This is a genomic window from Streptomyces sp. NPDC000594 (assembly GCF_040299965.1).
Classification (GTDB): Bacteria; Actinomycetota; Actinomycetes; order Streptomycetales; family Streptomycetaceae; genus Streptomyces.
On sequence record NZ_JBEPCY010000009.1, the window covers coordinates 55,620 to 77,399 of the forward strand.

At 74.3% G+C, this 21,780-nt stretch carries 21 protein-coding genes; 12 read left to right on the top strand and 9 right to left on the bottom strand.

Features of this window, described 5'->3' with window-relative positions; translation table 11 throughout:
- The first annotated feature begins 63 nt into the window (after nt 1-63).
- From ABT354_RS15605 to ABT354_RS15630, 6 genes are all read left to right on the top strand, one after another.
- Nucleotides 64-1,836, top strand: a complete 1,773-nt coding sequence (locus tag ABT354_RS15605) for an ATP-binding protein (RefSeq protein WP_351493787.1) — start codon at nt 64-66, stop codon at nt 1,834-1,836.
- Nucleotides 1,833-2,279 (top strand): roadblock/LC7 domain-containing protein, encoded by a 447-nt coding sequence (locus ABT354_RS15610; RefSeq protein ID WP_351493789.1) that lies wholly within the window; start codon nt 1,833-1,835, stop codon nt 2,277-2,279. The genes ABT354_RS15605 and ABT354_RS15610 overlap by 4 nt, the downstream gene beginning before the upstream one ends.
- Nucleotides 2,276-2,635 carry a DUF742 domain-containing protein gene (locus ABT354_RS15615; RefSeq protein ID WP_351493791.1) on the top strand — a complete coding sequence of 120 codons (360 nt, stop codon included), beginning with the start codon at nt 2,276-2,278 and terminating at the stop codon, nt 2,633-2,635. Before ABT354_RS15610 ends, ABT354_RS15615 begins: the two co-directional genes overlap by 4 nt.
- Complete coding sequence (locus ABT354_RS15620; protein ID WP_351493793.1) at nt 2,613-3,356, top strand: GTP-binding protein; 744 nt, start codon at nt 2,613-2,615, stop codon at nt 3,354-3,356. The genes ABT354_RS15615 and ABT354_RS15620 overlap by 23 nt, the downstream gene beginning before the upstream one ends.
- Nucleotides 3,353-4,627: a cytochrome P450 family protein gene (locus ABT354_RS15625; protein ID WP_351493795.1), complete on the top strand. Its 1,275-nt coding sequence runs from the start codon at nt 3,353-3,355 to the stop codon at nt 4,625-4,627. Before ABT354_RS15620 ends, ABT354_RS15625 begins: the two co-directional genes overlap by 4 nt.
- A 207-nt stretch (nt 4,628-4,834) precedes the next feature.
- Nucleotides 4,835-6,064, top strand: coding sequence for a cytochrome P450 family protein (locus ABT354_RS15630; RefSeq protein WP_351493798.1), 1,230 nt, complete (start codon nt 4,835-4,837; stop codon nt 6,062-6,064).
- A 43-nt stretch (nt 6,065-6,107) separates the two neighbouring features.
- On the opposite strand, the gene hutI is transcribed toward ABT354_RS15630, so the two are convergent.
- From hutI to hutU, 6 genes are all read right to left on the bottom strand, one after another.
- Nucleotides 6,108-7,280 (bottom strand): imidazolonepropionase, encoded by a 1,173-nt coding sequence (gene hutI, locus ABT354_RS15635; RefSeq protein ID WP_351493800.1) that lies wholly within the window; start codon nt 7,278-7,280, stop codon nt 6,108-6,110.
- Entirely contained in the window at nt 7,277-7,726 is a 450-nt protein-coding gene (locus ABT354_RS15640; protein ID WP_351494097.1) for an NUDIX domain-containing protein, read from the bottom strand. The genes hutI and ABT354_RS15640 overlap by 4 nt, the downstream gene beginning before the upstream one ends.
- Nucleotides 7,727-7,815: 89 nt before the next feature.
- On the bottom strand, nt 7,816-7,983 hold the full coding sequence (locus ABT354_RS15645; protein ID WP_351493802.1) for a hypothetical protein: 168 nt from the start codon (nt 7,981-7,983) through the stop codon (nt 7,816-7,818).
- A 117-nt stretch (nt 7,984-8,100) separates the two neighbouring features.
- Entirely contained in the window at nt 8,101-9,477 is a 1,377-nt protein-coding gene (locus ABT354_RS15650; protein ID WP_351493804.1) for a formimidoylglutamate deiminase, read from the bottom strand.
- Nucleotides 9,468-10,679 (bottom strand): allantoate amidohydrolase, encoded by a 1,212-nt coding sequence (locus ABT354_RS15655; protein ID WP_351493806.1) that lies wholly within the window; start codon nt 10,677-10,679, stop codon nt 9,468-9,470. The genes ABT354_RS15650 and ABT354_RS15655 overlap by 10 nt, the downstream gene beginning before the upstream one ends.
- 387 nt (nt 10,680-11,066) lie before the next feature.
- Nucleotides 11,067-12,749 (bottom strand): urocanate hydratase, encoded by a 1,683-nt coding sequence (gene hutU / locus ABT354_RS15660; protein WP_351493808.1) that lies wholly within the window; start codon nt 12,747-12,749, stop codon nt 11,067-11,069.
- Between the two features lie 139 nt (nt 12,750-12,888).
- On the opposite strand from hutU, the gene ABT354_RS15665 reads away from it, so the two are divergent.
- From ABT354_RS15665 to ABT354_RS15680, 4 genes are all read left to right on the top strand, one after another.
- Nucleotides 12,889-14,202 (top strand): type III PLP-dependent enzyme domain-containing protein, encoded by a 1,314-nt coding sequence (locus ABT354_RS15665; protein ID WP_351493810.1) that lies wholly within the window; start codon nt 12,889-12,891, stop codon nt 14,200-14,202.
- A 151-nt stretch (nt 14,203-14,353) separates the two neighbouring features.
- Entirely contained in the window at nt 14,354-14,740 is a 387-nt protein-coding gene (locus ABT354_RS15670; protein ID WP_351493812.1) for a hypothetical protein, read from the top strand.
- Complete coding sequence (locus ABT354_RS15675) at nt 14,737-15,540, top strand: transcriptional regulator (RefSeq protein ID WP_351493814.1); 804 nt, start codon at nt 14,737-14,739, stop codon at nt 15,538-15,540. Before ABT354_RS15670 ends, ABT354_RS15675 begins: the two co-directional genes overlap by 4 nt.
- Nucleotides 15,541-15,604: 64 nt before the next feature.
- Nucleotides 15,605-15,979, top strand: a complete 375-nt coding sequence (locus ABT354_RS15680) for a hypothetical protein (RefSeq protein ID WP_351493816.1) — start codon at nt 15,605-15,607, stop codon at nt 15,977-15,979.
- A gap of 126 nt (nt 15,980-16,105) precedes the next feature.
- On the opposite strand, the gene ABT354_RS15685 is transcribed toward ABT354_RS15680, so the two are convergent.
- Complete coding sequence (locus ABT354_RS15685; RefSeq protein ID WP_351493818.1) at nt 16,106-16,939, bottom strand: hypothetical protein; 834 nt, start codon at nt 16,937-16,939, stop codon at nt 16,106-16,108.
- 327 nt (nt 16,940-17,266) lie between these two features.
- Here ABT354_RS15685 and ABT354_RS15690 point away from each other — a divergent pair, with 327 nt between their 5' ends.
- Nucleotides 17,267-18,775 carry an FG-GAP and VCBS repeat-containing protein gene (locus ABT354_RS15690; protein WP_351493821.1) on the top strand — a complete coding sequence of 503 codons (1,509 nt, stop codon included), beginning with the start codon at nt 17,267-17,269 and terminating at the stop codon, nt 18,773-18,775.
- Nucleotides 18,776-18,795: 20 nt separating this feature from the next.
- Here the strand turns inward: ABT354_RS15690 and ABT354_RS15695 are convergent, their stop codons facing one another.
- Nucleotides 18,796-19,359 (bottom strand): hypothetical protein, encoded by a 564-nt coding sequence (locus ABT354_RS15695; RefSeq protein ID WP_351493823.1) that lies wholly within the window; start codon nt 19,357-19,359, stop codon nt 18,796-18,798.
- A gap of 548 nt (nt 19,360-19,907) precedes the next feature.
- Nucleotides 19,908-20,756 carry a MurR/RpiR family transcriptional regulator gene (locus tag ABT354_RS15700; RefSeq protein WP_351493826.1) on the bottom strand — a complete coding sequence of 283 codons (849 nt, stop codon included), beginning with the start codon at nt 20,754-20,756 and terminating at the stop codon, nt 19,908-19,910.
- A gap of 155 nt (nt 20,757-20,911) precedes the next feature.
- Between ABT354_RS15700 and ABT354_RS15705 the strand changes: the two genes are divergently transcribed.
- The gene (locus tag ABT354_RS15705) at nt 20,912-21,346 is read left to right on the top strand and encodes a hypothetical protein (RefSeq protein WP_351493828.1); all 435 of its coding nucleotides are present in this window, start codon (nt 20,912-20,914) and stop codon (nt 21,344-21,346) included.
- The last annotated feature ends 434 nt before the right edge of the window (nt 21,347-21,780 follow it).

A 21,780-nucleotide genomic window follows, 5' to 3' on the forward strand; every position in this document is an offset into this window, starting at 1 on the left:
GATACCCGGCGGCCGACCGCCCCGCCGGGCCCCCCGCCCGGCCGCCCCCCGGCGGTCGTCGTGGTGACCGGGCCCACCGGCGAAGGACCGGACCCCGCCACCGCCCGGACCCCGTGGTGGCCCCCGCTCACCGGTCTCACCGCCGTCGCCGCGGGCGCCGCCGCCGCCGACCACTGGACCACGGCCGGCTGGCGCCAGATCCTCGCCTGGGCCTGCGCCGCCCTGGTGGTCCTCACCCTGGCCTGGGCCCTCGCCCTGCTGCGGCTGCTCGGCGCCGAGCGACGGCTGCGCGCCGCCGACCGGCGCACCGCCCGCGCCCGGGGGGCCGAGGTCGGGCATCTCGCCTCGGTCCGGCTGCCCGCGATCACCGAGCGGCTGCGCTCCGGCGGCCGGCCGGACGACGTCCCCGGCCCGCTGGCCCCCGCCGCCGACACCGGCGCGGAGTTCGCGCGGGCGATCGACGCCGTGGTCGACGCCCTCGGCTCCGACGAGGCCGTCCGCCGGGAGCGGGTGCTGCGCGACTCGGTGCAGGCCGCCTTCGAGTCCGTCGCCCGCAACATGCACGCCATGGCCACCGTCCAGCAGCAGGTCCTCGACCGGGTGGAGCGCTCCATCGAGGACCCCCTGCTGATGGCGGAGGTGATGAAGGCCGACCACGCCGCCGCCCAGATGACCCGTAAGGCCCAGACCCTGCTGGTGATGTGCGGGGTGTGGCCGGCCCGCCGGGAGACCCGCCCGGTCTCGCTCTACGACTGTGTCCGGGGCGCCCAGTCCCGGATCGTGGAGTTCAACCGGATCGAGGTGCACGGCGGCCAGAATCTGTACGCGGTGCCCCCGGCGGTCGAGGGCCTGATGCACGCCATCGCCGAACTCCTGGAGAACGCCACCGTCTTCTCGCCCTCCAGCACCCGGGTCCTGGTGACCGTGCGCGAGGTCGGGGCCGGTGCGGTGGTGGAGATCGACGACGCCGGGCTCGGCATGCCGCCGGATGTGCTGCTCCGCTCCACCGCCCGGCTGCGGGACGGGCTCGACCTCGCCGAGCTGGGCGCCGTCCCCCGGCTCGGGCTGGCCTGCGTCGGCCGGTGGACCCGCGAACTGGGCTTCGGTGTGGAGCTGTCGGGGGCGTCGGCGTACGGGGGCACCCGCGCGGTGGCCTTCGTACCGCACCGGCTGCTCACCGAGCCGCTGCCGCAGCCCTCCGGCCGGAGCCTGCCCCTGCGGGGCGCGCGGCTGAACGGAAGGGCCGCACCGGCCACCCCCGCACCGGCCGACCCCGGCACCGCCCCGTACGCCGCAGGACACCGGTCGCACCCGGCGCCCGCCCCCGGACCCGTACCGCACCCGGCCAATACCGGGACGGCCGACGGTGCCCCGCGCCCGTGGACGCCCCCGCGCCCCACGGCCGAGCTGTACACCGCGCCCCGCTCCGGCACCGCCTGGCCGGACGCGCCCCAGCACACCACTGCGGACCCGGAGCACGGCCCGCGCACCGGAGCAGGCCCGGCCGGGCACCCCGCGGACCCGGCGCGGGTGCCACCGGCCCGTACCACCGTCCCCCGGCAGCCGCTGCCGCCCGAACAGCCCGGCCCCGCGGGCCCGCTGCCCCGCCGCCGCAGCCGCCGGGGAGCCGCCGTGGAGGCCGCCGCCCGCACCGCCCTCACCCCCGAACCGCCGGCCGCTCCCCCGCTCCCCGGCGACCGGGCCGTCTGGACCCCCGAGGCGGCACGGGCGTCGATCGCCAGTGTGGTCTCCGGCTCCCGGCGCGGCCGGGCGGCCCTCGCCCGGGGCGGCACCCCGACCCCCGAACCCGACGCTCACCCTGGAGGCCGGTCATGACCGGGACCATCACCCGACTTCCCGACCTGGGCTGGATGCTGCGCCCCCTCACCGAGATCCCCGGCGTCCGGCACGCCGTGGTGGTCTCCGAGGACGGGCTGCGGCTCGGCCACGCCTCCGCCGAGAACCTGAGCGGGCCCGTGGCCTCGCTCAGCGTCGCCGAGGCGGAGGCGCTCTCCGCCGCCTGCGCGGCGATGAACATGACCGGCCGGTCCACCGCCGCGCTGCTCTTCGGCCGGGGCGCGGGGGTGCGCCAGCTGATGCTGGAGTCCGAACACGGCTTCGTCCTCTTCACCCATGCGGGCGTGGGCGCGCATCTGGGGGTCGCCACGGACACCGAGGCGGATGTGGGGCTGGTCGCCCAGCAGATGCAGTTGCTGGTCGCGAAGATCGGCGCCCATCTGTCGACCCAGCCCCGGGACCCGGTCACCGGGTCCTCATGACGGAGTGTCCGGAGGACCGGACACCGTCGGCGGTACGTCCGTATGTGATCACCAGGGGGCGCGCCGGGACCGGCGGTGAGCCGCTGGCCTGGGAGACCCTGGTGATGGCCACCGACGCCGCCTTCCCCCCGTCGCTCCAGCCGGAACACCATCAGATCCTGACCCACTGCCAGGGCCTGCTGTCGGTGGCGGAGGTGGCGGCGCATCTGGGACATCCGCCCTCGGTGGTCCAGGTGCTCCTCGCCGACCTCGTCGAGTGGGGTCTGGTGGTGACCCGCCCGCCCATCCCGCAGGCCGAACACACCGATGTGACCATGCTCAGAAAGGTCCTTCATGGCCTCGAACGCCGTCTCTGACGCCCATGGCCGGGCGCCGGGACCACCGGGCCCGCACATAGCGCGCGGCGGCCCGGGCACCGCACCGGTCGCGGTCACGGGCGGGGGCAGCGGCCCCGGCCCGGGGACCCAGCCCGGCAAGTACGTCAGCCCCAGCGTGGCCGGGGCGGCGAAGATCCTGGTCGTCGGGCCGCTCGGGGTGGGCAAGACCACCCTGATCGGCACCGTCTCGGAGATCAAGCCGCTGTCGACCGAGGCGATGATGACCCAGGCGGGGGCCCGCTACGACACCCTGGTGGAGAGCGGCAAGACCACCACCACCGTCGCCCTGGACTTCGGACGGATCACCATCGACGGGGCCCTGGTGCTCTATCTCTTCGGCACCCCGGGGCAGCAGCGGTTCCTGCCCGCCTGGCGGGATCTGGCCCGGGGCGCGCTGGGGGCGCTGGCCCTGGTCGACACCCGGGACCTGGCCTCCTCCTTCGACGCGCTGGGCAATCTGGAGGAGCTGGGACTGCCGTTCGCGGTCGCGGTGAACACCTTCCCCGGCAGTCCCCGCTACCCGGAGGGCGAGCTGCGCGCCGCCCTCGACCTGCTGCCGGGGACCCCGCTGGTGGAGTGCGACGCACGGGAGACCCGCTCCTCGGTACGGGCGCTGATCGCGCTCCTCGGCCATCTGATCGACAGCGCCCCGCCCGCACCGGCCGGGGCCCGGGGGCTGCCCCTGACGGAGCGGACATGAGGACGGGCCCCGGGCCGGACCTGAGGACGGGCGGCGGGACGGGCGGCTGCCCGGCGGCGGCGCTGCACGGCCCCGGCCCCGCCGGGGACGCGCTCCCCGCCCACTACGCCCGGCTGCGCCGGGAGCACGGCCCGGTGGTCCCGGTGACCGTGGCCCCCGGGGTCCGGGCCTGGCTGGTGATCGGCCACCGTGAGCTGCTCCGGCTGACCCGCGAGGAACAGGACTTCTCCCACGATCCGCGCCACTGGGCGCAGCTGCGCGAGGGCCGGGTGCCGGCCGACTCGCCGATCCTGCCGATCGTGGGGTGGCGGCCGTCGCTGCTGTACGCGGACGGTCAGCAGCACCGGCGGATGCGGTCGGCGGTCTCCGCCGCGCTGGACGGGATCAACGGCCATGAGCTGCGGCGCGGGGTACGGGCCGCCGCCGAACGGCTGATCGCCTCCTTCGCGGGCCGCCGGGAGGCGGATCTGGTGGGGCACTACGCCCGTACGCTGCCGACGCAGGTCATCACCGCGCTGCTGGGCCTGGACGGGATCACCGGCGGCCGGCTGGCGCACGCCATCGGCGGGCTGGCGGCGGCGGACGAGGAGTCGGCGCAGGCCGGGGCGCGGGTGGACGGCATTCTGCGGACGCTGATCGCCGCCAAGCGGGAGCGGCCCGGCTCGGACATCACCTCCGCGCTGCTGCGCCATCCGGCCGGGCTCACCGACGAGGAGGTGCTGCACAACCTGGTGGTGATCTTTGTGACCGGGCGGCAGACGGCGGTGCACTGGATCTCCACCACGCTGTGGATCCTCCTCTGCGACCCGGCGTTCCGCTCCTCGCTGACGGTGGGTCATCTCAGTGTGGACGACGCGCTGGACCTGGTGCTGTGGCGGCATCCGCCGACGCAGGTCTTCCCGGCGCGGTACGCGACGCGCGCGGTCGAGCTGGGCGGTCGGCACATCGCGGCCGGGGACATGCTGCTGCTGGGGCTCGCGGGGGCCAATCTGGATCCGGCGGCGCTGCCGCAGGACGGCGGCCCGGTGATCGGGAACCGCTCCCATCTGGCCTTCGGGGCCGGTCCGCACGCCTGTCCGGCGCAGGACCAGGCCCGGCTGATCACCCGGACCGCCGTGGAGACCGTCCGCCATCGGCTGCCCGATCTGGAGCTGGCGGTTCCGGAATCCGCGCTGAGCTGGGTCTCCTCGCCCTGGGCGACGGGTCTGGCGGCGCTGCCCGTACGGTTCTCCGAGCCGCAGTTCTCCCAGGACATCACGGCCGGGGGCTGACCGCCCGTACCGGCGCCGTGCGCGCACACCCCCGTACCGGCATCCCCGTACCGGCATCCCCGTACCGGCATCCCCGTATCGGCATCCCCGTATCGGCGCCGGGTGAAGGCACTCCGCACTGATCCGTACCGGCCCCGGCCCCGTGGTCTTGGGTACCGCCCGTATCTCACCGCACCTCCCTCGTCACCGCGACCTCAGGAGAGCCACGTGAGCACACCCATCCCCTCGCCCTACCGCCCGAACAGCGCCGGTGGCTGCCCCCACGCGGCCAACGCCCGGCTGCGCGCCACCGGGAACGTGATCGACATCCTGCTCGCCGGGGATGTCCCCGGGAAGCTGGTCCTCGGCCATGACACCGTCAAGGAGCTGCTCTCCCGGCCGGACATCGGCAAGTCGCCCCAGCACTTCACCCTGTTACGGGAGGGGCGGATACCCGAGGGGTGGCCGCTGCTCGTCTTCGCGGTCACCCCCGGGATGCTGACCGCCGACGGCGACGACCACCGGCGGCTGCGGTCCCTGGTCAGCCAGGCCTTCACCGCCCGGCGGGTGGCGGAGCTGCGCCCCCGGATCGAGGAGGAGACCACCGTCCTGCTGGACGCGATGGAGCGGGTGGCCCGGGACGGCGGCGGGGTCGCCGATCTGCGGACCCACTTCGCGCTGCCCCTGCCGCTGCATGTGATCTGCGCGCTGCTGGGGGTGGAGCGGGAGTACGCGGACCGGCTGCACGGGCTCTCCGGCCCGCTGCTCTCCACCTCCGTCGGCCCCGAGGAGGCCGTCGCCGCCCACCAGGAGATGCTGAGTGTCCTGGGGACGATCGCGGCGGCCCGCCGGGAGCGGCCCGGGGACGATCTCACCAGTGCGCTGATCGCCGCGCGGGAGGAGAACGGCGACCGGCTCAGCGAGGCGGAACTGATCGGCACCATGATGCTGCTGATCATCGCGGGCCATGAGACCACCCTGAATCTGATCACCAATGCGGTACGGGCCCTGCTCGCCCACCCCGATCAGCTGGCGGCGGTCCGTTCCGGGGCCGCGAGCTGGGCGGACGTGGTGGAGGAGACCCTGCGCTGGGACGCCCCGGTGAGCTACTTCCCGTTCCGCTACCCGGTGGAGGATCTGGTGCTGGACGGGACGCCGATCGCCCGGGGCACCCCCGTGCTCGCGGCGTACTCGGCGGCGGGCCGGGACCCGGCCGCCTACGGCCTCGACGCGGACCGCTTTGTGGTGACCCGCCGCTCCCGCCATCTCTCGCTGGGCCATGGCGCGCACTTCTGCCTGGGCGCGCCGCTCGCGCGGATGGAGGCGGCCGTCGCGCTGGAGGCGCTGTTCGACCGCTTCCCCGAGCTGGAGCCGGCGGTGGCGGAGGCGGAGCTGCCGAGGCGCCCCACCTTTGTCGGGAACAGCGTGCTGGAGCTGCCGTTGCGGCTGCTGCCCTGACCCGGCGGGGGCACGGGGGCGGGCGCGGGCGCGGGCGCGGGGCTCAGATCTCCTTGCGGCCCCGCCGCCAGACATCGGTGACCAGCGGGACCCCGGGCCGGTAGGCGAGATGGACGGGGCTGGGCGCATCCAGCAGCACCAGATCGGCGCGGGCGCCGGGGGCCACCCGGCCGATGTCGTCCCGGCGCAGCGCCGCCGCCCCGCCCGCCGTCGCCGACCAGATCGCCTCCTCGGGGGTCATCCCCATGTCCCGGACGGCGAGCGCGATGCAGAACGGCATCGAGGAGGTGAAGGAGGAGCCCGGGTTGCAGTCGGTGGAGAGCGCGACCACCGCCCCCGCGTCCAGCAGCCGGCGGGCGTCGGGCCAGGGGGCGCGGGTGGAGAACTCGGCGCCGGGGAGCAGCGTCGCGACGGTGGTGGAGTGGGCGAGGGCGTCGATGTCGGCGTCGTCGAGATGGGTGCAGTGGTCGGCGCTGGCGGCGCCCAGTTCGACGGCGAGCCGCACCCCGGGGCCGTGGCCGAGCTGGTTGGCGTGGACCCGGGGCACCAGCCCCCGGGCGGCTCCGGCGGTGAGGACGGCGCGGGCCTGGTCCCCGTCGAAGGCGCCCTTCTCGCAGAAGACGTCGACCCAGCGGGCGTGCGGGGCGCAGGCGTCCAGCATCGGGCCGGTGACCAGGTCGACATAGCCCGCCGGGTCGTCGGCGTACTCGGGGGCGACGATATGCGCGCCCAGATAGGTGACCTCGTCGGTGTGGCGGGCGGCGATCTCCAGGGCGCGGGCCTCGTCGTGGACGGTGAGCCCGTATCCGGACTTGGTCTCGACGGTGGTGGAGCCCTGGCGCAGCGCCTCGGTGAGATAGCGGGTGAGGTTGGCGGTCAGCTCGGTGTCGGAGGCGGCGCGGGTGGCGGCGACGGTGGTACGGATGCCGCCCGCGCGGTAGGGGAGGCCGGACATCCGGGCGTTGAACTCGGCGGTGCGGTCCCCGGCGAAGACGAGATGGGAGTGGGAGTCCACGAAGCCGGGGAGGGCGGCGGCGCCGGCGGCGTCATGGACGGTGTCGGCGGCGGGGGCGTCGCGGGCGGGGCCGACCCAGGCGAAGCGGTCGCCGTCGAGGAGGACGGCGGCGGCGGTGAGGGTTTCGAGGGGGGTGCCGGTGGCGTGGGCGGGGTCATTGGTGACCAGGGTGCCGATGTTGGTGATCAGGGTGGTGGTCATGGTGTCCTCCCGCCGGTGGGGCCGTTCTCGGTGAGGGGCGCCGGGCCGGTGTCGTCGCCGCCGTCGCCGAGGATGAGCCGCCGGTGGGCGTCCTGGAGTCCCTCGGGCAGGGCGTCGGGGGTGCACCAGCGGGCTTCGAGGATCTCCAGCGGGTCGATCCGCAGCTCGCCGCCGATGAGACGGGCCTCGAAGGCGACCTCGGCGCGCAGCCGGTAGCCGCTGGTCAGCCGGAGCAGCCGGCCGGTGCGGACATCGAGGCCGGTCTCCTCCTTGACCTCCCGGACGACGGTGGCGCCGAACTCCTCGCCCTTGAGGGCGTATCCGGTGGGCAGCCCCCAGGGGCGCTGCTCGGGCCAGAGCCGGTGGCGCAGCAGCAGGACGCGGCCCCGGTCGTCGCGGACGAGGCCGGTGACGCCGACCATGAACTTGGCGTTCGCCAGCCACATGATCCGCCACTGGGCGCGGCCGTTGATGCTCCGCCACAGCCGGGCGGCGATGCTCTTCACTCCGTCGGTGCCTGTCTGCCGGGGTGTGGTCAGGGACGGCCCTGGAGGTCCCGGGGGACGGGCGGCCGGTGGAACACCAGCCCCGGGCAGCCGAGGGGATGCACGATCCCCGCCGCGTGCCAGCAGTTCATGCAGCGGACCTCCCGGGGGAACTCCGGGTCGGACAGGGTCTCTCCGCCGCACCGGGGGCACCGCATGCACTCTCCCTACGCCGAGTAGCCGTTCCTGTCCAGGGTCGCACCCCGGGCCGGTACGGTCCACCGCCGGGCGCCGGGGGCGGGCCGGGGCGCGGTACGGGCTGTTCCCGGGGCGCATCAGGCGCGCAGGGCGGCGATGGCGGCGCCGAGGGCCCCGGCGGTGTCCGGGATCGCGGTGTGGACGCCGTCGCGGACGATCCGGCGGCCGGCGACCACGACCTCGGTGACATCGGCGGCGGTGGCGGCGAAGACGACGGCCTCGGCGGCGAGCCGGGGCACGGGTCCGGCGGTACGGACGGAGTCCAGCGCGACGGCGGCGAAGTCGGCGTCGGCGCCCGCCGTGAGGCTGCCCTGGCCGGGCCGGCCGAGGGCGGTGTGCCCGGCGGCGGTGGCGGCGTGCAGCAGGGCGGCCGAGGTCCAGTGGCCCCGGGTGCGGGTGCGCAGCCGTTCGTCGAGTTCCAGGGCGCGGGCCTCCTCCAGGAGGTCGATCACGGCATGGCTGTCGCTGCCGAGGGAGAGGGGGCAGCCCGCGCGGCCGAGGGCGACGGCGGGGCCGATGCCGTCGGCGAGGTCCCGTTCGGTGGTGGGGCACATACAGACACCTGTCCCGGCGGTGCCCAGCAGGTCGATGTCCTCGTCGGTGAGATGGGTGGCGTGGACGGCGGTGACGGTGGGCTTCCAGAAGCCGGAGTCGGCGAGCAGCCGGGTGGGGGTACGGCCGTACACGGCGCGGCTGGCCTCGTTCTCGGCGGGCTGCTCGGAGAGGTGGACATGGACGGGGAAGCCGTCGGTGCGTTCGGCGAAGCGGGCGTAGTCGTCGGCGGCGGAGAAGGCGCGGACGGAGTGGACGGCGGCGCCGATCAGGGCGTGGCCGCCGGGGCGGAGCCTGGACCAGCGCTCGTGCCAGGCGTCGGCGCTCGCGTCGCCGAAGCGGAGCTGGGGGCCCTCCAGGGGGCGGTGGCCGTCGCGGGTGAGGCCGCCGTGGAGATAGACGGTGTCGAGGAGGGTGATCCTGATCCCGGCATCCGCCGCCGCCGCGATCAGGGCCTCGCCCATGGCGTTGGGGTCGGCGTAGGGGACGCCGCCGGGGCCGTGGTGGAGATAGTGGAACTCCCCCACGGCGGTGATCCCGGCGAGCGCCATCTCCGCGTACACCGCGCGGGCGAGGGCGTGGTACGTGTCGGGGGTGAGCCGGGTGGCGACCTGGTACATGGTCTCGCGCCAGGTCCAGAAGGTGCCGGTGCCGACCTGGGCGGTGCCGCGCAGGGCGCGGTGGAAGGCGTGCGAATGGGTGTTGGCGAGGCCGGGGACGGTCAGTCCGCGCAGCACCTCGGCGCCGGGCGGGGGCGTGGTCACCCCGCTCCGTACCGCCGCGATCCGGCCGTCACGGACATCGAGGGCGACGCCCGGCTCGACATGGGTGTCCAGCCAGGCGTGTTCGGCCCAGTAGGTGGTGGGGGGTGCGGTGGCCGGGGGTACGGGGGTCAGCGGCACGCCAGTCCCTCCAGGACATCGGTGAGGGCGTCGACCCCGGCGAGACAGTCGTCCTCGGTGGCGGACTCGGCCGGGGAGTGGGAGACACCGGTGGGGTTGCGGACGAAGAGCATGGCGGTGGGGACGGCGCCGGAGAGGATGCCCGCGTCATGGCCGGCCCCGGTGCCGAGGACGGGGGCGGCACCGCCGAGCAGGCGGTTCAGCTCGTCGCGCAGGGCGTGCTCGAACTCCACGACCGGGGTGAAGGACTCCCGTACGACGGTGAGGTCGACCCCGTCGCGCTCGGCGCGCTCCCGGGCGGCCTCCTCGATCGCGGTGACCACGGTGTCGAGGGTCTCCTGGTCGGCGGCGCGGGAGTCGAGCCAGCCACGGACCAGGGAGGGGATGGCGTTGACGCCGTTCGGTTCCACGGCCACCTTGCCGAAGGTGGCGAGGGCACCGGTGAGGTCGGCGGCGCGGCGGGCGGCGAGGACGGTCTCGGCGTAGCTGAGCATCGGGTCGCGCCGGTCGGCGAGGCGGGTGGTGCCGGCGTGGTTGGCCTCGCCCGCGAAGTCGAACCGCCAGCGGCCGTGGGGCCAGATGGCGGAGGCGATGCCGACGGGGTCGCCGGAGAGGTCGAGGGCCCGGCCCTGCTCGACGTGCAGCTCCACGAAGGCGCCGATCCGGGCGAGGCGTTCGGGGTCGGGCCCGAGGGTCTCGGGGTCCTGGCCCGCGTGCTCCATCGCCCGGGCCAGGGTGACGCCGTCCGCGTCGGTCAGCGCGTGGGCGCGCTCCCGGGTGAGCTGTCCGGTCGTGAGCCGCGACCCGACACACGCGAGCCCGAAGCGGGCGCCCTCCTCGTCCCCGAAGTTGACGATCCCCACCGGCCGGACGGGGCGCGCGCGCCGGGCGCGGAGCGCGTCCAGCGCGGCGAAGGCGGAGACCACCCCGAGCGGCCCGTCGAACGCGCCGCCGTCGGGCACGGAGTCCAGATGCGACCCGGTCACCACGGCGTCCCCGTCGGCGGGGTCGCCGAGCCACGCCCACTGATTCCCGTTCCGGTCGGCCTCGTACCGGAGGCCCCGCGTGTGGGCCTGCGCCTGGAACCAGGCACGGCAGTCGCGGTCGGCGGGGGTCCACGCGTAGCGGCGGTAGCCGTGGGTGCGGGGGTTTCGCCCCAGGGGGGCGAGGTCCTTCCACATCTCGGTGAAGGTCTGCGTCATCCGCGCGTGCTCCTTAATTCAAGCTCCTCCGGCGTTTGAGGAGCGGGGCCTCAAAAACCAGCCTCTCCGGCGATTGAGGAGCGGGGTTCGGGGCTGGCCCCGACGTCTGCCCGAGCCGACTCGGGGCCAAGGTCCGTCCTCAATCGCCGGACGGGCTGAGAATTACGTATCCCGCCCCGCCGGTGGCCTCAGGAATCCCGTCTGTCGGGAGCCCGAGGAGGCAAATCAAGCCTCTCCGGCGATTGAGGAGCGAGGGCCTCAAAATCAAGCCTCTCCGGCGATTGAGGAGCGGGGTTCGGGGCTGGCCCCGACGTGTACCCGAGCCGACTCGGGGCCGAGGTCCGTCCTCAAACGCCGGACGGGCTGAATATGCCCAGCCGTCCGTCCTCAATGGCCGGACGGGCTGGTTTGAGAGGCCGGCTCGGACATCGGGATGCGGACGCCTCGGGTGGTCGCGACCTCGGCGGCGTCCTCGTAGCCGGCGTCGACATGCCGGATCACCCCCATCCCGGGGTCATTCGTCAGCACCCGCCGAATCTTCTCCCCCGCCAGCTTCGTGCCATCGGCAACCGTCACCTGCCCCGCATGCAGCGAGCGCCCCATCCCCACCCCACCCCCATGGTGGATCGAGACCCACGACGCCCCGGACGCCACATTCACCATCGCGTTCAGCAGCGGCCAGTCCGCGATCGCGTCGGAGCCGTCGCGCATCGCCTCCGTCTCGCGGTAGGGCGAGGCGACCGACCCGCAGTCGAGGTGGTCGCGGCCGATGACGACCGGCGCCGCCAGCTCCCCCTTGGCGACCATGTCGTTGAAGCGTTCGCCCGCGCGGTCGCGCTCCCCGTAACCGAGCCAGCAGATCCGCGCGGGCAGCCCCTGGAACCGGACCCGTTCCCCCGCGAGGCCGATCCAGCGGCGGAGGGACTCGTTCTCCGGGAAGAGGTCGAGGACGGCCCGGTCGGTGCGGGCGATGTCGGCGGGGTCGCCGGAGAGCGCCGCCCAGCGGAAGGGGCCCTTGCCCTCGCAGAAGAGGGGGCGGATATAGGCGGGGACGAAGCCGGGGAAGTCGAAGGCCCGCTCGTACCCGGCGAGCTTCGCCTCGCCCCGGATGGAGTTGCCGTAGTCGAAGACCTCCACGCCCGCGTCCTGGAAGCCGACCATCGCCTCGACATGGCGGGCCATGGACTCCCGGGCCCGCTCGGTGAAGTCGGCCGGTTTGGCGGCGGCGTACGCGGCCATCTCCTCGAACGGCACCCCGGCGGGAAGATAGCTGAGCGGGTCGTGGGCGGAGGTCTGGTCGGTGACGATGTCGACGGGCGCGCCGATCTCCAGCGCCCGGGGCAGCAGCTCGGCCGCGTTGCCGAGGACCCCGATGGAGAGCGGCCGGCGGGCCTCGCGCGCCTCGGCGGCCAGGCGCAGGGCGTGGTCGAGGGAGTCGGCGCGGACATCGAGATAGCGGTGCTCGATCCGGCGTTCGATGGCGCGCGGGTCGCAGTCGATACAGATCGCCACGCCGTCGTTCATGGTGACGGCGAGCGGCTGCGCGCCGCCCATCCCGCCGAGTCCGGCGGTGAGGGTGACGGTCCCGGCGAGGGTCCCGCCGAAGCGCTTGGCGGCGACGGCGGCGAAGGTCTCGTACGTCCCCTGGAGGATCCCCTGGGTGCCGATGTAGATCCAGGACCCGGCGGTCATCTGCCCGTACATGGTGAGTCCGAGCGCTTCGAGGCGCCGGAACTCCTCCCAGGTGGCCCAGTCGCCCACGAGGTTGCTGTTGGCGATCAGGACGCGCGGCGCCCATTCATGGGTCTGCATCACCCCGACCGGCCGGCCGGACTGGACCAGCATGGTCTCGTCCTGCTTCAGCGTGGTGAGGGTGCGGACCATCGCGTCGAAGGAGTTCCAGTCGCGCGCGGCCCGTCCGGTGCCGCCGTAGACGACGAGCCGGTCGGGGTGTTCGGCCACCTCGGGGTCGAGGTTGTTCTGGAGCATCCGGAGGGCGGCTTCCTGCTGCCATCCCCGGGCGGTCAGCTGGTTACCGCGCGGGGCTCGTACGGGGCGGGGTCCCGGCATGGCGATGCCTCCTTGTGACGGCGGCCCGCCGGCTGGGCGGCGGCGCCCGCATGGTGAGGAATTCATTCACATCCTGATCGAGTGAATACTTCTAGTCAACAGCTGTGCCGGGCACGGAAACCGTGTTTGGCTGGCACATATGACTCCAGAACGCCGGAATCCCGCCGTACGAGCCGCCGTCGAACAGGGGCTCCTCACCGAGGAACACCCCGTGGTCGCCCTCCTGGACACCGCCGGGATCCGGGCGTCGGCCAACGCCCTCAAGGAGGCGTTCGCCCGGGTCACCGACGCCCCCGTGCTGCACGCCTTCGCCGTGAAGGCCGCCCCCCTCGTCCCCGTACTCGCCCTGCTCCACGCCGAGGGCATCGGCGCCGAGGTCGCCAGCCCCGGCGAGCTGGCCCTGGCCCGCGCGGCGGGCGTCCCCGCCCACCGCACCGTCCTCGACTCCCCCGCCAAGACCACCGCCGAGCTGCGCGAGGCCCTGCGGCTGGGGATCGCCCTCAACGCCGACAACGTCCAGGAACTGACCCGTATCGACGCCCTCGCCGCCGGCACCGACCGGCTGCCGCCGCTGGGCCTGCGGATCAATCCCCAGGTGGGCGGCGGGACCATCGGCGCCCTCTCGACCGCGACCGCCACCTCCAAGTTCGGGGTGGCGCTCCGCGATCCCGGCGCCCGCGCCGAGGTCGTCCGGATGTACCGCGAACGGCCCTGGCTCACCCGGCTGCACACCCACACCGGCTCCCAGGGGATACCGCTCGCCCGGATGGTGGAGGGGGTACGGGAGCTGCACGCCCTCGCCGAGGAGATCAACACGGCGGTCGGCCGGCGCCAGATCGACACCCTCGACATCGGCGGCGGACTCCCCGTCAACTTCGCCTCCGACACCACCGAACCCACCTTCGACACCTACGCCCGGCTGCTCGCCCGCGAGGTCCCCGGCCTCTTCGACGGCGGCTACGGCCTGGTCACCGAGTACGGCCGGGCCCTGATCGCCAAGCACGGTCTGATGCTCGCCCGGGTCGAGTACACCAAGGTCTCCGGCGGGCGCCCGATCGCCGTCACCCATGCGGGTGTCCAGGTCGCCACCAGGACCGTCTACGACCCCGCCGCCTGGCCGCTGCGGATCGCCGCATACGACGGGAGCGGACGGCCCAAGGGCGGCGACCCGGTGGTCCAGGACATCGCGGGCCCCGCCTGCTTCGCGGGCGATCTGCTGGCCGAGGGCCGGGAGCTGCCGCCGCTGGAGCCCGGCGACACGGTGGCCGCCCTGGACACCGGCGCGTACTACTTCTCCAACCACTACGGCTACAACACCCTGCCCCGGCCCGCCGTGCACGCCTTCACCACCGGGGGCGACGGGCGGGTGGACTTCCGTACCGTACGGGCCGCACAGGCCACATCGGAGCTGGTCGCGGAGGCGGGCGGGGACCGGGCGGACGCACTGCTCTGACCGCTTCCGGGACGGGTGCGCGGACCCTATCGGGGGCCGCGCATGTTCCGTTGGAAAATGCCGGAACTCCTCCGGCCCCCGGCGGCGGTCCCTAGCGTGGCGGTCACCGCACACCCGTGCGCGGAACGCCAGGGCGACGGAGGGGGCCCGCGTGCCCGGAATCGATGAGTGTCTGCTGGAGGCCATGCTGGTGCCCGGGGCGCGCGGGGCGGCCCTCGTGGACTGGGTCAGCGGGCTCGCGCTGGGCGCCGTCGGGGACGCACCGGACGGCGCCCACCAGGACACCGCCGTCCGCACCGCCGAACTGGCCCGGGTCGCCACCGAGTACATCGCCCTCGGCACCACCGGCGGCGACGGCGATGGAGGGCTGGAGGACCTGATCCTCACCACCCCCGGCGCCTACCATCTGCTCCGCCCGGTGGAGGCCGGCTTCGACAGCAGTGTGCTGCTCCATCTCTGGCTCGACCGGGACCAGGGCAATCTCGCCCTCGCCCGCTTACGGATGCGGGACCTCACCGGGCGGCTGGTCCTGCGATGACCTGCCCCCTCCTCGTACGGCTGACACGGGAGCGGGCCACCGGGGTGCTCGTCCGCGACCACGGCGCGCTCTATCTCGCCGACGGCGAGGTGGTGCACGCCGAGGCGCCCGCCGCCCCCGGGATCGAGGTCCTGCTCACCGCGAGCGGACGGCTGGGGCCCGACCGCTGGGCGCGGGCGATGAGCAGCGCCGCCCCGCGCGGCGAGGTCGCCCGCCATCTGGTCGACAGCGGTGAACTCAGCGGCGGTGAGCTGGAGATCTGCCATCTGGTCGCCCTGCACGACGCCGCCTGGTTCGCGCTCGCCCCGGGGAGCGGGACCGGCAGATTCCGTTACGGGGTACGGCACTGGCTGGGGCGGGTACGGCCGGTGGCGACGCGCGCGGTGGAGCGGGAGGCGGAACGCCGCTCACGGGCGCTGGACCAGGTGTGGCCGCACCCCGGCGTCGACACCGCCCCGGTGCTCCGCCGGGCCGGGGCGGCGGGGCGGCGGCTCGGACCGCGCCACCGGCGGCTGCTGGAGCTGGCCGACGGGACCCGGACCCCGCTCGCCATCGCCCACGCGCTGGGCAGACCCGCCTTCCACACCCTGATCGACATCCGCAGACTCGCGGCGGACGGGGTCATCGGCACCCCCGGCCCGGCGGCGCTCCCGGGGGCGGCCGGGACCGTACCGCAGCTGCCCGTATCACCGCCGCTGCCCCGCCGGGCCGCCGATCATCCGGGCGCGCGCGGACTGCCGCCGGACGCCCCGGACACCGCACTGCTGCGGCGGGTCCGCGACGCCCTCGGACCCCGCTGACCCCGCTCACCCCCGTACATTCCCGCGATCCCGCGATCCTGGACTCCTGGAAGGGACACCCACCATGGCCACCACCGAACAGGCCCTGAAGCAGGCCACCAGCACCATCGACGGCGTCATCGGCGCCGCGCTCGTCGACTACAGCAGCGGAATGGCGCTCGGCACGATCGGCGGCGGGAACGATCTCGATCTGGCGGTCGCGGCGGCGGGCAACACCGATGTGGTCCGCGCCAAGCTGCGGACGATGGAGCAGCTGGGGCTCAAGGACACCATCGAGGACATCCTGATCACCCTCGGCACCCAGTACCACCTGATACGCCTGCTCAAGGGGCGCGGCGGGGACGGGCTCTTCCTCTATCTGGCGCTCGACAACCGGCGGGCGAATCTGGCGATGGCCCGTCATCAGCTGCGGCGCATCGAGGCGGAGCTGGAGGTGTGAGCGGCCGGTACGCACCCCTCAGCAGGCGGTACGCATCCCTCAGCGGGCGGTACGGGGACGGCTGCGGGCGGTACGGGACGTCGGGGGCGGCGGCCGGAGGAAGGGCCCGGCCGCCGTCCCGGGGCCTCAGCGGACGTCGACGTAGTCACCTGCGGCGGTGGCCGCCTGGGTGGTCGTGGTGCCCGCGAAGGTGTAGCGGTAGTAGCCGTCGGCGGTGGCCTTGACCGTGGTACTGAGCTTGCCCTCGCTGTTGGACTTCACCGTCTTGAGGGTGGTGTACGAGGTGGCGTTCTTGGCGCGGTACTGGAGCTTCACGGACTGGCCCGCGTACCCCCAGTACTTCTGGCTGAGCCAGTTGGCGCGGGTCAGCTGTCCGGTGACGGTGAGGGTCTGACCCTTGGTCACCGGCTCGGGCGAGGCGTTGACCGAGAGCTTGCCGGCCCGCTGGAGGCGGAAGGACTTCGCCTCGGCCAGGGTGTGGAAGTCCTCGTCGTAGGCACCGGCGCCCACCGCGAGCTTCCAGTCACCCGCGTCGCTGTTGTCCCACATCTCCTCGGGGTTGAAGGTGATGGTGCCCTTGCAGGTGACGGTGGTGCCGCTGCCGGAGCAGGTCGCCCCCTCGTCGAGGTTGTACCAGTCCTCGGGGTGGTCGATGTGACTGCCGCGCCACAGCATGGCGGTGGCGCCGACGATGCCGCTGTTGTCCTTGGCGGTAAAGGTCACCTGGACCTTCTTCACCTCGGAGACCCCGACGACCAGCGGCTTGCTGGTGAAACCGACCTTGGAGACGCGGGTGTCACCCTGGCCGTACTCCTTGCCCGCGGCGGCGTACCCCTTCGTCGCGGTGACCGGGCCGGTCCTCAGCTTGAAGGGGGTCTCCTCGGCGTGGGCGGCCGGCGCCGCGAGGGCGGTGGCGGCCAAGGCGCCGCTGACCACGGCCACGGAAGCACGAATGCGCATATATGTCCCAGGTGTTACCAGGGGCTCGGGGCGCGGTGGGCGCGCCGCCGGAAGCCGGAATTCATGATCGGGCCCAGCGGACCCACCACAACGACGACCGGGTCGGGCAAAAGGTTGTACGGCACATCGAGGATTCTTTGTCTGTCCGGAAATCACCCTTCAGCAGGAGGTGACGGCCGGTCGGCGCCGCAACCCTTCCCCCGCCCCAGGGGTCCAACGGGCAACCACGGCACCAGCCGTGGCCTCCGGGGAATCCCCCGGCCCCAGGACCGCCGATGGGCGCGAGGGCCGTGCGGGGCCCGGAGTCACTCCCCCGAAGGGACGTTCATGCAGTCATTCCCCCACAGCCGGGGCCGGGTCCTGGCGGTGGCCCTGGCCACCGCCGTCATCGGCACGGCGGCGGCCCCTGCGGCCCAGGCGGCCGTCTCCGTCCCCTCCGGGGTGCCGTCGGCGCGGAAGGCGGCCGAGAGGTCCGTACAGCACGAGGACTTCAACGGGGACGGCGTCCGCGACACGGCCGTCGCCGCGCCCTATGCCACCGTGGACGGGGTGCGGGGAGCCGGCCTGGTCACCGTGGTGTACGGCTCGGGCACCGCGAAGCCTTCGGAGCGGGAGAAGCAGGTCATCCACCGGAACACCCCCGGGGTGGCGGGCGACGCGACCGCCCACGCCACCTTCGGCCATGCGCTGACCACCGGTGACCTCGACGGGGACGGCTTCGCCGACCTGGTGGTCAACGGCGCGGTGACCGGCTCCCCCGAGGAGGGGAAGGGCATCCTCACTGTGATCTGGGGCAGCAGGGACGGACTCACGGGCGCCTCCACCCTGCTGCGGAGCACGGATCAGCAGTTCGGGGGTTCCGGCCTGGTGAACGCCGGGGACATCAACGGCGACGGACACCAGGACCTGGTCGCCGCCGACGGGCACAGCCTGCGGGTACTGCCGGGTCCGTTCCGCCGGGACGGCTCGTCGCCCGGCCCCGAGCAGGCGTTCGACCAGGTCCACGCGGTGGATGTCGCGGTCGGAGATCTCAACGGCGACGGATACGCCGATGTCGCGGTCGCCCAGGAGGAGTACGACAGCCCCTGGCTCTTCCCCAGCACCTGGGTCCGGTTCGGCGGGCCGAAGGGCCTCACCGACACCGCTACGGCCCTGCGCAGGGATATCAGCGGCATCTCCCTGGACATCGGGGACATCAACGGGGACGGTTTCGCCGAACTGGTCACCGGTGACCCGGTGGACCGGAGAAACCCACAGGACGAGGTAGTGATCGAACTGGGCGGCCGGATCAGTGTGATCCCCGGCTCCGCCCGGGGGCTGCTGGTGGACCAGGCGGCCTCGTACACCCAGGACAGCCCCGGGATCCCGGGCACCCGGGGGGACAGCGGCTCGTTCGGGGCGACCTCCGATCGCTTCGGTGCCTCGGTCACCGTCGGCCGGCTCGACGCGGACGGCTACGCGGACCTCGTGGTCGGTGTCCCGGGCAAGGACATCGGCGCCCACAAGGACACCGGCACGGTGGTCCTGCTGCGCGGCGGGCCGCGCGGCTTCAACGCGCCCGACGCCCGGGTGATCGACCAGAACACCACCGGGGTCCCCGGCACGGTGGAGGCCCAGGACGTGTTCGGGAGCACCACCCGCGTCGTCGATCTCAGCGGTGACGGGCGGGCCGAACTGATGGTCTCGGCGCCCGGGGAGGACGACTCGGCGGGCGCGGTCTGGACCCTGCGCGGCAGCGCGGCCGGCCCTCTCCCCCATGACTCCGTCTCCTTCAAGGCCGGGGAGGTCGCGCCCGGCAGCGGAAAGGCCATGCTGGGCCGCGTCATCGCCGACTGACGGTGCACCGGCGCCCGCCGTCAGCGGCGGCGGGCGCCACCCGGAGCGGCGTCGCCGGCGGCGACACCGGTGGTGAGGAAGGCGGTCACCTTCTTCCCCACCGGCCCCGAGGCGGCGGCGTGATCGGCGCGGACCCAGAGCAGGGTCTCCGTCTCCCGTTCCCGCTGGCCGATCCGGACCGCCTTGGCCCAGAGCCCGGCGCCGACCCCGGCGAGCAGCAGACCGCCCGCGCCGGGCAGCACGAAGGAGAAGGCGACGGCGGCGAGAAAGGCGAGCGGCGGGACCAGGCGCCGCGTCCGGCGGCGGGCCCGGAGGGTGACCCGGCGGTCCTGGAGCACATCGCCCCGCCCGGCGCGGACCGCGTCATCGGCGAGCCGGGTGTACCGCCCCCAGCGGGCCGTCGCCGTACCGGCGGCGACGACGATGAAGAGCACCGCCCCGGTGAGCAGCCCGATCCGGCGCCCGGTCATCCCCGGCACCAGCGCGCCGACCCCCGCCGCGACCAGCCCGAGCCACCACATCGGCGCCGCGTTGGCCCGTACCACCACCGCGACCCTCGCCAGCGACTGTGTCCCGCGTCCCACGTGCCGCACTCCTGTCGTCCTCGACCGGTATCCGTCGGACGGTGACGTTAGCCGCATTTCCTGAACAGCACGTGAGAACGCCCGCACCCCGGGCCCGTACGGGAGCCGGCACACCGCGCACCCCGGCCCGCCGTCACAGCCCGCCGCCCGGTGACGCGCCCGCAGTGATCCGCCGTGCCGTCCATGCCCTGGAACTCCGCCGCTCCTCCCCGGCCCACCGGGCAGCCACCCGGCACGACACGGCGTCCGGACCCTGCCCCGTAGCCGGGCCACCGGGCCGGAGACCGCTCCCGGCGACGGGGACCACCGGGTGCCCCGGACCCCGACGCCCGGGGCACCCGTACCGGCCTGGGACCCGGCACCGCGCCCGGACCCGGACGCCCGGCGCACCCGAACCGTCCCCGGAACCGTCGCGTCCGTACCCCGGCTTTCTCCGGGCCACCGGGCCGAGAACGCTCCCGGCGGCGGGGGCCACGGGCCGAGTGGACCCGGCTGCCCGCGCACGGGCCCGTACCGCCGACACCGCTCCCGCGGGGACCGCCGCCGGGTCACTCCGCGAAGAGGCCCCTGGCCGAGGCGCGGGCGTCGAATTCCTCCAGGCGGGCCTGGGCGTCCGGGAGGCCGTCGCACATCGCCTCCAGCAGGACCCGCCCCAGCAGCATCGGCCCGCAGACCGTGTCGAAGGAGAGCCCCGTCCCCACCGCCGCCGGGAGCAGCAGATCGCTCTGCCCGGCGACCGGGGCGAACGGGGAGTCGGCGACGGTGACCACGGTGAGCCCGGCCCCCCGGGCGTACTCCAGCGCCTCCACCACTTCCTTGGGGTGGCGCGGCAGCGCGAAGCAGAGCAGCGTGGAGGCGCCCGCGCGCCGGGCGGTGTCGATACGGTCGGCGAGCAGGGTGCCGCCCTCGTCCAGCACCCGGACGTCGGGATGGACCTTCGCCGCGAAGTAGGCGAAGCCCCGGGCCTGCGCCGCCGCCGCGCGCAGCCCGAGGACCGGCAGCGGCCGGGAGGCGGCGAGCAGCCGGCCCGCGCGTTCGACGGGCGCCGGGTCGGCGAGCACCTCCACGAGTCCGCGCAGATTCTCGATCTCGGCCAGGACCGCCTGCTGGTACTCGTTGGGGATGTCCTCGGCGGGCGGCTGCGCGGCCGTGCTCCCGGGCGGCGCGATCTCCCGCAGATGGCGGCGGAGCGCGGGGTAGCCGTCGAAGCCGAGGGCGACGGCGAAGCGGGTGACCGACGGCTGGCTGACCCCCGCCACCTCGGCCAGCTCCACACTGGAGAGAAAGGGCGCCTCGGCGGCCCGGCGCACCATGCTGTGGGCGATCCGGCGCTGGGTGGGGGTGAGCCGGTGCCCCTCGAAGAGCTGTTGCAGTCGTGCGGCAGGGCTGTCGCTCATGCCTTCCCTCTCCTTGCCGTCACCGCCGGGGCCGACCGGTCGGGGCAGCGTCTCCGCCGCTGTCACATCATCCGTCAGCGGACCGGGCCCGGCTGCCGCACAGGGGGGCTAACCCCACTGACGGGGACCGTGGACCGCCCGTAGCGTAAGGACACATGGAAGCCCGCGACCAGGAACTCAAGAGAGAACTCGACGCCACCCTGCATGCCCGCCGGGATCTGGGCGAGGAGTACGAGCCGTCGCTCGTCGACTCCTTCCTGGAGAAGGTGGAGCGGCGTATCGACGACACGGTGGAGCGGCGGGTCCGCCGTCAGCTCGCCGAGCAGCAGATGGTGGTCGCCCGGGACACGCGCAGCCCGCAGCAGCCGTCGGATCTCAACTTCGGCGAGCGGTTCGGCTTCGGGATCGTCTCGCTGATGCTCGCCGTCCCGCTCTCCGCGATCGGGGCGGTCAACGCCGGGCTGCCCGGTCTGATCACCGCCTGGGTGGGCATCGTGGGGGTGAACGCGGTGCACGCGTCGGGCACCCTGTCGCACTGGTGGGACCGGAGCCGGGAGCGGAAGACGCGGAAGTCCGACTGGGAGGACTGAGGGGACGCGGAAGGACCGGGGGAACGCGGCAGGACCGGGGGGACCGGCCGCGAGGAAGGGAAGGCACCCGGGGCACGGGGCACGGGCTGACGCGGGGGCCGCCGCGACCCCGGCCGCCGGCCGGGGAGCGGGACGACGACGGCCCCCGCGTGGGACACGGTCCCGGGTCAGGGCCGGTCGCCGCGTCCGGGGCGTCCACAGGTCCGGGAGCCGCTCCGGATTCCCAGGACACCGCCCGTGGTGCCGGCGGGACCCCGGACCCATGTCACAGGCGGGGGCTGCCGACATCCACCACTATTCCCCGTCCGTGTTAAGGCGGTGCTGCGCGGACGTGACACGCACGTACCGTTTGTGCGAACCGCGCCGGCCGGAAGCCGCCCCTCCACCGGATCCGGGACGACCGGGTACGGGACGACCGCGTACCGGACCGCCGC